The organism is Limnothrix sp. FACHB-1083, from assembly GCF_014696485.1.
Classification (GTDB): domain Bacteria; phylum Cyanobacteriota; class Cyanobacteriia; order CACIAM-69d; family CACIAM-69d; genus CACIAM-69d.
In genome coordinates, this window is record NZ_JACJQD010000010.1 from 30492 (window position 1) to 43781 (window position 13290).

8 protein-coding genes are annotated in these 13290 nt (G+C 55.5%); 3 read left to right on the forward strand and 5 right to left on the reverse strand.

Annotation, left to right across the window (positions count from 1 at the left end; genetic code table 11):
• Positions 1–217: 217 nt before the first annotated feature.
• Together cruF and H6F46_RS13455 are read right to left on the reverse strand one after the other, a co-directional pair.
• The gene (gene cruF, locus H6F46_RS13450) at positions 218–1147 is read right to left on the reverse strand and encodes a gamma-carotene 1'-hydroxylase CruF (protein WP_199291564.1); all 930 of its coding nucleotides are present in this window, start codon (positions 1145–1147) and stop codon (positions 218–220) included.
• A 220-nt stretch (positions 1148–1367) separates the two neighbouring features.
• Positions 1368–5840 carry a PAS domain-containing protein gene (locus tag H6F46_RS13455; RefSeq protein ID WP_190355406.1) on the reverse strand — a complete coding sequence of 1491 codons (4473 nt, stop codon included), beginning with the start codon at positions 5838–5840 and terminating at the stop codon, positions 1368–1370.
• Positions 5841–6990: 1150 nt separating this feature from the next.
• On the opposite strand from H6F46_RS13455, the gene H6F46_RS13460 reads away from it, so the two are divergent.
• The gene (locus tag H6F46_RS13460) at positions 6991–7422 is read left to right on the forward strand and encodes a DUF4332 domain-containing protein (RefSeq protein WP_099534239.1); all 432 of its coding nucleotides are present in this window, start codon (positions 6991–6993) and stop codon (positions 7420–7422) included.
• Between the two features lie 93 nt (positions 7423–7515).
• On the opposite strand, the gene H6F46_RS13465 is transcribed toward H6F46_RS13460, so the two are convergent.
• The 3 genes from H6F46_RS13465 to H6F46_RS13475 all read right to left on the reverse strand — a co-directional run bounded on the left by H6F46_RS13465 (position 7516) and on the right by H6F46_RS13475 (position 10185).
• Positions 7516–8808 carry a homoserine dehydrogenase gene (locus tag H6F46_RS13465; protein WP_099534240.1) on the reverse strand — a complete coding sequence of 431 codons (1293 nt, stop codon included), beginning with the start codon at positions 8806–8808 and terminating at the stop codon, positions 7516–7518.
• Between the two features lie 318 nt (positions 8809–9126).
• Positions 9127–9378: a hypothetical protein gene (locus H6F46_RS13470; RefSeq protein ID WP_190355451.1), complete on the reverse strand. Its 252-nt coding sequence runs from the start codon at positions 9376–9378 to the stop codon at positions 9127–9129.
• Between the two features lie 183 nt (positions 9379–9561).
• A complete protein-coding gene (locus H6F46_RS13475) occupies positions 9562–10185 on the reverse strand; it encodes a tRNA-(ms[2]io[6]A)-hydroxylase (RefSeq protein WP_190355405.1) in 624 nt (207 codons plus the stop codon).
• Positions 10186–10514: 329 nt separating this feature from the next.
• On the opposite strand from H6F46_RS13475, the gene hpsL reads away from it, so the two are divergent.
• Together hpsL and H6F46_RS13485 are read left to right on the forward strand one after the other, a co-directional pair.
• A complete protein-coding gene (gene hpsL / locus H6F46_RS13480) occupies positions 10515–12260 on the forward strand; it encodes a hormogonium polysaccharide biosynthesis protein HpsL (RefSeq protein WP_190355404.1) in 1746 nt (581 codons plus the stop codon).
• Between the two features lie 86 nt (positions 12261–12346).
• Entirely contained in the window at positions 12347–13261 is a 915-nt protein-coding gene (locus H6F46_RS13485; protein ID WP_099532049.1) for a CoA-binding protein, read from the forward strand.
• The last annotated feature ends 29 nt before the right edge of the window (positions 13262–13290 follow it).

Sequence of the window (13290 nt, forward strand, 5' to 3'; positions counted from 1 at the left end):
ATCAGCCCAAGGGGGTTGTGAACACCCGCGAGGCTCTCAACGTGAATTTTACAGGGGGCTTGTGGCCAATTGGAGCTTGCCTGCTTGGCTGAATGCTTCATCGAATAACAACCCCCCGCACCCGCTCAGAGGGGATTGGGGGGAGAAGATTGGGGTTATGTTGCGATCGGGCGATCGGCCAAAAGTGGCCAAGCTCCCGTTCGTTACTGAGTAACCACTACTTAGCAACCACTTCCAGCGGGGGAGCATTCAGAGGCTCAGTCTCCGCCGATTCCGCCTTGGGAGCCTCCGTCGGCGCGATCGCCCACAACAGCACCGCCGGCAACACCCCGATCGCCACACTCATCATCGTGGGCACCAGGAAGCCCGGATCCAGCGAAAACACCGTAATCGCTGCCCCAAAGGCAAAATTCACCAGATAGACAATCACCGGAACCGTCAGTTGCGATCGGGTCAAATTCAACCGTTGACCACGCCACAACAGCGCCGCCACCGACATAAACACCATCCCCGTCGCCACCCAACCCGACAGGTTGCGATAGGGCATGCCAAAGAACTCGCCAATTTCCTCAAATTCCCAGAAGGGCAGCGACGTTTGGCTCATGGCCGGATCCAACACCAGATCCCAAGCCATCAGCAACACCGCGCCACCCACCACGGCTCCCGCCTGGCGCAGCAGCCCCGGCAAATTCAAACGCTCCAGCCCCACCATCACCAGCAGGTAGCAAACCGCACCCATATAAAACCAAGACAGCGGAATCGTGAACGGCACTAAACCCGCAACCTTGTATCCCAACCCCGATAGGTAGTGATAGTGGCCAAAGGGGAAGCCAGTGCTGGTTCCGAGCAGTTCGCTACCCAAGGACAAGCCCACCGAGGGCAAGAAAAACAGCAACATCCGTTGCCAACCCAAAACGCGGGCCAGGTACAGGGCCACGGCCGCTGCACCCAGGATGATGTAGCCAACACCCCCCTGACCCATACTCCATTGAAAAAACTGGATTCCAATGGGCGGCAAGCTGGCGATCAGGTCAGGACGAGGCAAGACGTACAGCAACCCAGCCAGGCCAAACGCCATGGCAATAATGTGACCTATCAGGCAAGCGCGCTCAATCAACGAGAGCGGCTGTTGGGGCAGTGACTTCATGACACTCCTCAAAGTTTCGAGACACCGATCGCATCCGGCCAGTCGGGCCCGGATGGTGTCTAACTAGTTTACGAATCTTTAAGAGAATTTTTTAAAAAAGATGAGATTTTGCCAATCCGGGGCCGATCGCTCCCTCGGATTGTGGCCACCTCGGCGGGATTGTTCCCCACGGAAAGCCTTGGCCCAAGGGATGGTCTCCAAGGAATCCAGAGGCCAAGCCCTAGGTTTCCGGATGGGCCGCTGGGCCCGTTTGGTGGTGCGGAATTTCAATGATGAACGTGGCTCCCTGTCCGGGTGCAGATTCGCAAATTAAGCGGCCCCCGTGGCGCTCCGTCACGATTTGATAGCTGATGGACATGCCTAGCCCTGTGCCCTTGCCCACGGGCTTGGTGGTAAAGAAAGGATCGAAGAGTCGTTGCTGGATGTCTGGGGCGATGCCTGGCCCGTTGTCTGACAGTTGAACTTGCACCCAACGAGAGTCGATCGCCCGGGTCGTGATTGTGATTTGGCTCGGATGGTCTTTGATGGCTTCGGTGTCGCGGAGGCGATCGCGCTCTTCAAGGGCATCGATCGCATTCACCAAAATATTCATAAACACCTGATTGAGCTGTCCGGCATAGCATTCCACCCTCGGCAAAACACCGTACTGCTTCACTACCTGAATGCCTGGATGCTCCGGCTTGGGTTTCAGGCGATTTTGCAAAATCAGCAGGGTGCTATCAATTCCCTCGTGCAAATCCACCTCCTTCACATCCGCCTCGTCCAGTCGGGAGAAGTTCCGCAGGGAGGAGACAATTTCGCGAATTCGATCGGTGCCCACCCGCATGGATTGCAGGAGCTTGGGCAAATCTTCCGCCACAAATTCCAAATCCACTTCCTCAATCAGGTCGTTGAGGTCTGGGTCTGGGTTGGGAATTCGTTCTTGATAGGCTTGCACAATTTCCAGCAGGTCTTCCGCGTAGCGATGAGCATGGCTGAGGTTGCCATGGATGAAGTTCACCGGGTTGTTGATTTCATGGGCAACACCTGCCACCAACTGCCCCAAGCTGGACATTTTTTCGCTTTGGATCAGTTGATTTTGCGTATGTTGCAAATCCAGCAGCGCCGCTTCTAGGTCGGCGGCCTTTTGTTGGAGGGCATCTTCGGCTTGGCGACGCTTGGTGATGTCGATCGAGGTGGCCACAATTCGATAAACACGTCCCTTCTTGTCAAACAGCGGGTTCAGGGTGGTCAGCAACCACAGATGCCCCTTCTGGGTGGTGACATATTCATCCTGAACAATGGTTTGGCGTTGGTCTACGCAACTCCAGTAATGGGCTTCCAAAATGGTTCCGTATTCTTCGCCAAACACTTCAGTGGGGGTGTGGTGATAAACCCGAGACTCGTGCAGTCCGGTTAAGCGGGCGCTGGCCGCATTCCAACCGATATATTCCAACCGGCGATCGGGCAGGACGGCCAAAACAAAAATGGGATATTCCACCCCGTCAAAGATGGTGCGCAGGAAGGCTTCGCGATCGAACAGTTCCAGTTCTGCCAACTTCCGATCGGTAATATCCGTGTGAACCCCCACCCATTCATAGACACTGGCCACATCATCCAAAATCGGCACAGCCCGCACGCTCATGTAGCGATATTGCCCGTCATAGCGTCGCAACCGATGCTCCAGGGTGAAGGGTTGTTTGTTGATGATGGAACGAGACCAGGCGGTCTCCGTGGCGGCGCGATCGGCTGGGTGAATGGCATTGAGCCAACCCCAGCCCAACAAATCCTGGCGCGATTGGCCCGTAAAGGCCCGCCACTTGGGCTGATCGGCGGCAAACTCTCCCAGGCGACTGGTGACCCAAACAATTTGCGAGGTGGCCTCAATCAGGGTGCGGAACCGCACTTCGCTCCGGCGACGGATGGCCTCCGCCTGTTTGAGATCGCTGATATCCATCAAAATGCCGTAGACCCGCGCGATTTGGCCGTTGGCATCTCGCTCCGGCAGTCCCTTGATTCGGAAGTAGCGCGGTAACCCGTTGATTTGTTCTATACCTTCGAGTTCCAAATCGTAGGGTTGACCGTCGTTGAGGCATTCTTCAAATGCCATCCGCAAGCGTTGCTGGGAGGAGGGGCTGTAGAGGGAAATCGACTGATCAAACTCCGGCACCCCTTCCTCGATCGGGTAGTTAAACAGCCGGAAAATTTCCTCTGACCAACTGACTTGACCGGTCGCCACGTGATATTCCCAGGAACCCAAATGGGCCACGCGCTGGGCCTCTTGCAGGCTCTCGGTGAGGCGACGGAGCCGCTCTTGGGCTTCGTAATATTCCGTCACGTCATACATCACAACCATGGCCCCAATTTGGTAGCCGTCGCTTTCCCGCAGAGGTTCCGCATGGCAAACAATTCGATGGGGGTCTTCGTTGGGCACGTGAACCACCATCTCAAAATCATGCACCGATTCCCCTAGGATCGCCCGGCTCAAGGGCATCTGGGCCGGGGCGATCGGGGTGACGCTATCCGGTTCCAGGACGGTGTAGAGGCTCATCCATTCTTCGGGCACAAGGCCTTGCAGGTTGCAGTTGTACCACTGCCGGGCCGTGTGGTTGGCGAGGGTGATTCGCCCAGCCATGTCACAGGCCATCACCCCGTCGGAAACGTTATCCAACACCAACTGCATGAGCGATCGCTCCTGTTGCAGGGCCACTTCAGCGGCCTTGCGATCGGTCACATCCAAAACCAATCCATCCCAGATCGATCGCCCATCGCTTAGGAACCGTCCCCGAGCAGCAGATTGGAGCCACTTCACTTCCCCTTGGGGGGTAATGATCCGATATTCATGCTGCCAATTGGTGCGGGTTTCAATGGCAACCCGAATGGATGTTTGAACATTGAGCAAGTCATCGGGGTGGGTCAGCGTCCAGAGACTGAGGGGGTCGTTTTGACCGCGGATGGGGTCAATGCCATAGACCTCCTGGCAGCCGGGACTGAGATACAGGAAGCGCCCCAAGGGATCGTTGCCAGACGTTTCGTACTGATAAATCACGCCGGGTATGCTGTCCGCCAGTCGCTGGAACCGATCGCGCATTTGCTCTAGGTTTTGCAGCGCCAACTGTCGATCGGTAATGTCCAGCAGCAACCCATCGGCATGTAGCGTGCCTTCTTCATCCATCACCATGCGTGAAATGCCTTGAATCCAGCGCAATTCACCCGAGGGCAACAGAATTCGATATTTATGTCGCCATTCCAGTCCATGGTTCACGGCTCGCTCCATGGATTCTGCGAAGATGGCCACATCATCGGGATGCACACAACTCCACATGGCAGCCGAATCTGCCAGAATCGCATCTGGTTCCACATGGAAGATTTCGCGCACCCGGGAACTGATGTAGATAAATTCCCCTAGGGGGTCGCCGGTTCTGCGGCGGTACTGGAAGACAATGCCCGGTAGGTTATCGGCAATTTGTTGGAACCGTTGGTTGGCCTGGCGCAAGGCCGTTTCGATCCGCCGCTGCTCCGTGATTTCAACCACGATCGTCCCGATCGCGCTAATGGTTCCTTCTCGATCCCAAATGGGAAAATAGGACAGGTTCCAAACCCGATCGGGGTCGGGGTGATGCAGTTGGGCCCCGGTCACCTCCAGGTTGGAAATGGCTTGGCCCGTTTGCCACACCTCTTCATAAAGACGCTCTAACTGAGGGGCCAAGTTGGGCGCGGTGGCCTGCATCGTTTGTCCGAGGTGGTCTGCCACCGTGAGGCCATTCAACTCGGACAAGCGATGATTGGCTTCCAGAATGCGGTAGTGGCGATCGGTAATCGCAATCCCGATCGGGGCCGCCGCAATCAGCGACTTCAGCAACGCCTGTTGCCGCAACAACTCCTGCTCAGACTGGTAGCGCTCCGTCACATCCTCATAAATCGCCATCAGGTATTGCGGGCGATCGCCATTCCAAATGGCAATGCGGCGGCTTTGTAACCAACGCTGCTCACCACCAATCAGCATGGTTGTGGGTGGCTGATCCAAAATTTGTCGTTGTGCCAAGGCCGCCCGATCGCCCGATCGCAACTCCGCCGCCTCTTCCGACATAAACAGCTCATCCATGGGCCGGCCCAATAAATCCGCCGCCGCCACCCCAAACAACCGCTCGGCGGCCGGGTTCAAGGTGCTGACTCGTAACTCCGCCGCCTCCTTCACCACCACCGGCATCGGCAAAGCATCCAACACCGCCGACAGGAACCGTTGAGTGCGCCGCAGCTCCTCCTCCGCCTGTCGCTGTTGCGTCACATCAATCACCAAGCCATCCCAAAGCGTTCTCCCATCGGCCAAGCGCTCCGGCCGGGACACCAAGCGCAACCAACGCTCTTTCCCCGAGGGCAACATGAACGGCCCTTCCCAGTGAAAATCCGACAGGTTTTGCCGCGATCGCTCCGTAGCCTGCATCAGGGTTTCCCGATCGGCCAGCGACAACATCTCAATCGCCTGGATCATCCCCTCCGGTTCCACCTCGAATAGCTCACGACAGCCGATCGAGGCGTAGGGAAACGTCATTTCGCCCGCCGCGTCTACTTGGAATTGGTAGACCACGCCCGGTAGGTTTTGCGTTAAACGATCAAACTGAGTTTGCTGCTGACGAACCTTCAGGCGCAGGGTTTCTAGCTCTTGCTGAAGAGCATTGAACACTTCTGGTTCCAGAACAATCGAAGCAGTCATGGCAGGCGCAGGATGGGGAGAAGGAGCAACTAGGAAGCAACTAGCGATGAACTAGCGATGAACTAGAGCCAATTGGTCAACCTCAGTGGGTGAATCTGAAGAGCAACTAGAGCCAATTGGTCAACCTCAATTGATCAATTTCAAGTTGATCAGCTTGCAATGGCGAAATATGAGCGAAACATGATGAAAATTCAGCAAAAACACAAGCAAAACACAATATTTTACGACCTTGCTTCATGTCATGGTTTGTACCTTAGTTGCAAAAAGAAATCCATAAATTTGCTGGCGGCAATTGGCAGAAACTGACAGCAATTCATCACCATTGATTCATGACTCAATCATAATCATCCGTAAAAATATCCACGATTACCATGCACGATCGATATTTGCGATTAATGATTACCATTCATCATGGTCACTAGCGATAGTCACTGATTATTGCATCCATAGAAATTGATCATTTTCCCCGAAACTAATCAACCATCGGATTACAAAATCCGTGAATGCTGATTAATGATCTAGAAACAGTCGATCGGGGCAGGGTTTTGGGGCAGGATTGTGAAATTGAAGACAAAATGCAACCTCAATTCGTGAAATTGCGCCCCAGGATTGCTCCAAAAGATCACCAATCTCCAAAACCCATACCCAAAACCAAGGCAGGACGTAGACGTTAGCAACTGAGCTGGCAAAAACGAAAAACCCAGCAGGGCTAACTCAAGGCGCTGCTGCCCAAGGGTTGGCTAGCATTTGTTTCGTTTTTGTGAATGAATTTTCGGGAACCCGGATGATTTGACCCGATCGACCTGAGTTCAGCCTATTGACGCAAATCCGGGAGTGATGCATTTGCTGATAGTCTAAGTCTATTCATCCACGATCCCCAAGTATGAGGATGCCAAAGCTGTTTGAGGCTTGGAGATTGCAGCTCGAAAATGTGCATCGGGATCGTGCCTCGGAAATGCGCAATCGAATCTTCAAATTGCAGCATTGGGTAGAGCAGTGACGGGGTTGGCTGCGATCGAGAGAGCATGAAGGCGGTGGTTATCCCTCGGACTCTCAACAAGACGGAAGAAGCACCCAAAACCGGACGATTTATCCATGCATCACCCGTGAATCATTATCACTCTTTGCAGCATAAGGGAGCGTAATTAAAATGGCTCAGCGGGCGATCGCCCAATGGTGGCCCTTGGCTCAATTGCCGGGGCTGAGTGCGAAGGACTTGTTGCAACTTCAGGAATTGGGACTGGTTGATACCCGATCGCTCCTGCGATCGGCCGCGAGTCGCGATCAACAACGGGCGATCGCCGCCCAATTGCAGCTCCACGAACACCATGTGCGTAAATGGGTTGCCCTGGCGGATTTGGCCCGGGTTCCCAGCGTGGGTCTAGATTACTGTGGTTTACTGTTGCATTCAGGCATCATTAGTACCGTTCAACTAGCACAGCAACCGGCCCACAAACTCCATCAGCAGGTGTTGCGGTTGCATGTGCGAGAGTTGCAGCGGCGCAATCTCTGTCCTGGTTTGGGTGAAGTAACGCGCTGGATTTTGCAGGCCCGAGAATTGGTGGGGCGATCGTCGTCCTGATCGCCTTCCCCGATTGCTTAAGTCTCCAGTGAATTCCCAGTGAATTCCCAGTGCATCTCCAGTCAATTCCAGAGCGAATTCCAGCGGCGATGGCTAAATCACGCGCAGGACGCTGGCGACCGATCGAATGGCATCGCTGGCGTGGATGTCGGCCAGGGCGGCGCGGAAGTCCCCTTCTCGCACCGCATGGGTAACTACCACCACTTGGGCTTCGTCGCCATTCACCTCCGTTTGCACCAGCGATTCCAAGCTGACCAGACGGTTCCCGAAGCAACTGCCGATATGGCCGATCGTGCCGGGGCGATCGCTCGTCAGGAAGCGAACATAGAACCGGGTTTCCAGATCATCCAGTGAGGCGATGGGGCAAAAATCGCTGTGGCTACAAGCCAACATGGGATTAATGACCGGTGTGGCCCGCTCGCCCATGGCTTGCATGGCCGCCGCCACATTCAACACATCGGAAACCACGGCGCTGGCGGTGGGGCCAGACCCGGCCCCGGGGCCAAAGAACATCACCTGCCCGATCGGCTGGCCTTCCACAAAAATTGCATTGAATGCGCCGTCCACACGGGCCAGGGGGTGGCTGTGGGGCACAAGGGTAGGATGCACCCGCAGCGATACGGCAGGCCCCTGGCGACGGGCGATCGCCAGCAGTTTGATCGCAAAGCCCAACTTGTCCGCGTAGGTAATATCCGTGGCGGTGATGTTGCGAATACCTTCCGTATGCACCGCTTCCCGCTTGATGCGACCTCCGAAGGCTAGGGAGGCCAGGATTGCGATTTTGTCGGCCGCGTCCAGGCCGTCCACGTCGGCGGTGGGGTCGGCTTCCGCATAGCCCAACCGTTGGGCATCGGCGAGCACATCGCCAAAGTCGGCTCCTTCGGCGGTCATCCGCGACAGGATGTAGTTAGTCGTGCCGTTGATGATGCCGGTGATTCCATTGAGGCGATCGCCCCCCAGGGATTGCTTCAGGGGTTGAATGATGGGGATGCCACCGCCCACGGCCGCTTCCAGCATCAAATAAACCCCCGCTTGCTTGGCCGCATCAAATAGCTCTGGGCCAAAGCGGGCGATCGCGGCTTTGTTGGCGGTCACCACATGTTTTCCGTGGCGGATGGCTTCCAACATCAGCGATCGCGCCGGTTCCAGTCCGCCAATCACCTCCACCACAATATCCACATCGGGATCGGTGACGATCGATTGCAAATCGGTTGTGAGCTGTTCGCGGGGAATTTCCACCGGCCGGGGCTTATCAAGCGATCGGGCCCCCACCCGATAGAGTTCCAACGATTGCAGGAGCGGGCTGCGGCCGGTCGCGTCCAGCAAAATCTGCGCCACACCCGCTCCAACGGTTCCGAGACCCAACAGACCGACTTTGAAACCCACGACTTTTCCCAACTTTCTCTAAACAATTCGTCCTGGGTCAGGGCGGCCACCCACGGGAGCCACTGACGGAGGAAACACCCGATCGCGATTTGGGGCCGCTTGCTCAACAAGCCTGCTCAGCAAACCTCCCGCACCAGTTTTCGGAGTTTCGCGATCGATCAAATTTCCAAATCGTCAAATTCCTGACCATGGATATTCTGACATTGGGCGGCCCGCTCAAACGGGCCGGTTCCCCGGGTTCACCCATCACCGAGCAATCGCCAGGCAATCACCAGGCAATCACCAGACAATCGCTAGACAACGGCTGGGCGATCGCCCCTAGGATTCCGAATCCAGTTGCTCTAGGTCGATTTGATTCAGGTCGATCGGTTGCAGTTGCGATTCAAAGGGCTTGGTGAATCGGGCGGCAGCAATTTCGTTTAACTTATCCAGCGGCGTATCCCAAATAAATTGGGTCGCAGCCTTGGCAAATTCCTGATTTGGGCATTGGTCACCCAAAACACAACCATTGACACAGGCGGTTTTACAGTCGATCGACTGGGGATCCAGGGAATTGGTTATTTGGCTCATGGTGACGATTCCGGCTCTTCTCTGGCCCCTTAACATAGCTGATTTTCCAGTTCAAGCCATTGCAGATAAGGTACTCAGTCCCCTGGTTCCCCAGGATTTTGCGATCTCAGAATCAGGGTTTCAAGGATTTGTGGCCGATTGCAGATTGATCGCAAGTTGATCGCAGGGATCTAAAAACTCGCCCTAACTGTGAACCCGTGCTTGGGGATGCAGCGTCGCCAAAACATCGCTTTCGATCGCCGCCAACTCCGCCAGCCGTTCCATCACCACCGGGCGATCGTAGTAGGTATCCGCCAAAACCCAATAAATCCCGTAATGTCGTGCTTCGGAAGCCATTAAGCTGCGATAGAAGGCCGCCAACTTCGGATTGGGGCAATGTTGCGCCAACAGGCCCAGTCGTTCATGGCTGCGGGCTTCGATTAGGCCCGCCACCAGCAGGGAATCCAGCAGGCGACCGGGTTCCTGGCGGCGAATTTGCGATCGCAGGGTGGCCCCATAGGGCGGAGCTGCCAAGGCCCGAGGGGCAATTCCCAGGCGATCGAGCCATTGGTTTACCTGCTCAAAATGCTCCAGCTCCTCTTGGGCGATCGCGGTGAGCTTGCGCACCAGCAGCGTTTTTGTGGGGTATTGGCCCATCAGTTGCAAGGCCACCCCGGCCGCCTTTCGCTCGCAGTTGGCATGATCAATCAGCACCTCATCCAAATGGGCGATCGCCTGGTTCACCCAAGCTTGGGAGGTGGGCTGCTGCAAAAAACGCACCGAGGGCAACTCAGAAACGGCCGGCTGCGGCAGAGAAGGGGAAGACATGGCGATCGGGAGGAAATTGCAAAGAACTGGAACCGTCGATCGAGCAAGTGAATCAACTGGGCGACTGACTTGGCGATCGACTGGGCGATCGATATCAATGCGAAATTAATGCGAACAAATCCAGTGAACCAGGCCATTGAACAACTGAGCAACCCAAGAGGCCCAAATATCTCAAACCGGCAGCGGGCGATCGGGACTGCCCCGAAACCATCCCGGAATTCGCGAAATACAATGGCAAACGTTTCCTAGTTGATTCCTGCTCGATCGGGCCCGTTCGCCGCCCTGTCCGCAACCCACGCTGCCGCCCCTCACTCTCCCCACCCCCGTCTATGGCCGTCGCTCGCAAAGCCAAAGCCCGCCCCACAAAAGCCAAAAAACGCAACACCAAAACCAAGAAAAAACGCAATCAGAAGCGAAAAAATGCCAAGGTCAAAGTTGATCCCAAGGAGCTAAAAAAGCGCCAACGGGAACAAGCCAAAGCTCGCCAAGCCTTTATTCAGTCCCTCACACCGTCCCTCATTGTGGGTGTGATTTTAGGGGCGATCGCTGCCGTTGCCGTTGATCCCAAAATGGGCGTAGTGGCCGGTGCGGCCATTCCGGTTTTGTCCCTGTCTTTGAAATATCCGCGTCAGGCTTTTTGGGGCTTTTTAATGTATTTGCCCCTCAGCGGCACGGTCACCTATGCCTTGGGTGGCAGCGTGGTGTTGCAATTGGCCAAAGACGGCATTTATTTGCCTGCTTTGATTGGCATTTGGCGATCGTGTCGGCAGATGCGAATTCCTTTCTGGGCCTCCAACGCCCTGAAACCCACACTCTTGATTTTGTTAACTTGCTCCGTGATTACGCTGCTATCCGTGAATGGAATGCAGCAGCTTAAAAAGCCCTTTCCTGATGACAAATCGCCGCTTGCATTGGGAATTTTAGGCTTCAAGGTTTTCATGGGCTACATTCCCATCATTTTCTGCACCTATCACCTCATTCGCAGTAAAAAAGAACTGCTGTTTGCTACACGAATCACGTCGGTTTTAGCCATTGTTTGCTGTGCATTGGCCTATGTGCAATATTACTTTCTGCTGACGGGGCGCTGTGCGGGCACTGACCACTTGGAAGGATCGGGATTGTTCAAGGCCTCGATCGATGCTCGTTGCTTTGTGGGCGGCTCTTTGGTTTGGAGTCCATCGCAAAATATGGTGCGACTACCGGGAACCTTTGTGGCTCCTTGGCAGTGGGCTTGGTTTCTAATTTCCAATGCCTTTTTTACCTATACGACGGCTTTTAATGACCCATCTCCCCTGTGGCGGCTGATTGGCTTGGGAGCCATGGGTGGCATCTTCATGAATGCGGTGATTTCAGGCCAGCGAATTGCCTTGGCGCTCGTGCCAGTGGTGACCGTCATTCTGTTGGTTTTGACGGGGCAAGTCACCAACTTAAAACGCTTTTTGCCGATCGCCCTCGGTTTGGTGTTGCTGTTGGGTGGTGCAGCGGTTTTATTCCCTGATGTGTTGCAAGAGCGGATCGATAGTTTCACCAGCCGTTGGGCTGCTTCTCCGGCCGATGAATTCATTGGGGAACAGTTTGGATTTGTGCTTAAAAAAGCCCAAAATAATCCCTTTGGGGCGGGCTTAGGCCGAGCCACCAACTCAGCGCGGGTTTTTGGTCGCACAACCTTGATTGAAACCTGGTTTCCCAAGGTGATGTGGGAGGTGGGTTTTCCGGGCATTGCGGCGTTTTTGGCCTTCGTCACGGTGATTACCATCACCACGTTTAAGGCCTATCGATCGGTCAAGGAAAAAAATCTGCGCGGCATCGGAGCCAGCTATTGGGTGTTTGTGCTGTTTATCAGTTATCAAACCTATTACTACCCGTTGGATGTGGATCCAGTGGCGGTTTATTACTGGTACGCAGTCGGGGTGTTGTTGCGATTGCCCGAGATCGATCGCGCCGATCGTAAGCAACGACTCTTGGAAGCCGAGGACGATTCAGAAGACTTAGAGGCAGATTTAACCGATGATTTGGAGGAATCAGCCAATAATGGAACCAGTCGCCGGGGAGCCGCCAAGGCCGCTCCCGGTTAGCATCTGGTTTTAGCATCTCGCTATTTTTGTGCCAGTCTTGTGGGATTGAATCAACGAATCGGCAGGAGCGTCAGGGAGCTTTGTGGATGAGACTGACACCCAACACCAAGGTTTTGATTTGTGGGATTGCCGAACCGCTGGCGATCGACCATGTGCCGCTGATGCGGGACTACGGCACACAGGTGCTGGCGGGTGTCAGCCCCGGCGAAGGGGGCCGATCGATCAATGAAATTCCCGTTTTTGATTTGGTAGAAGAGGCGATCGCCACGGTGGGGCCGATCGATGTGGTGATTGTTTTTTCGCCAGCCTATGCGGCGGTGGATGCGGCCTTGGAGGCGATCGCGGCTGGCATTCGCCAGGTGGTGATGGTGTCGGCTGGTGTGCCGCCGTTGGATATGGTGCGCCTGGTGCGGCGGGCAGAGGCCACCGATACGTTGGTGCTCGGCCCCAATTGCCCGGGAATTATTGTGCCGGGACAGGTGTTGTTGGGAATGCACCCGGCCGAATGCTATCAACCGGGGTCGATCGGGATTGTCAGCCGATGCAGCACCCTGGCCTACGAGGTGGCGCTGCAACTGACGCGGGCTGGGTTTGGCCAATCGATCGCCGCTTGCATTGGGGCCGATCGCGTGGTGGGATCGTCGTTGCTACAGTGGCTGCAAATGCTGGATGAGGACGATCGCACCGAGGCCATTGTGCTGCTGGGCGAAGTCAGCGGCGATGGGGAACTGCGGGCCGCGCGTTACATTGCCGAAACGATCGATAAACCCGTGATTGCCTACATTGCCGGACACTTTGCCCCCGTGAACCGCTCGATCGGCCATGCCAACCAGATCGTGGCCTCGCGCACGGAGTTGGGCAAACGGGGCAAAACCGATGTTGCCACCAAGGTCGCCGCGCTCAAGGCCGCCAAGGTGAGAGTGGCCGATCGCCCCTCCAAAATCCCCGAGCTATTGCAAAGGGCCCTGAACACCAAAGCCAAGGCCCCTAGCGCTAAGTGATAACCGGTGGAGCTAGATCTGATTGTCGG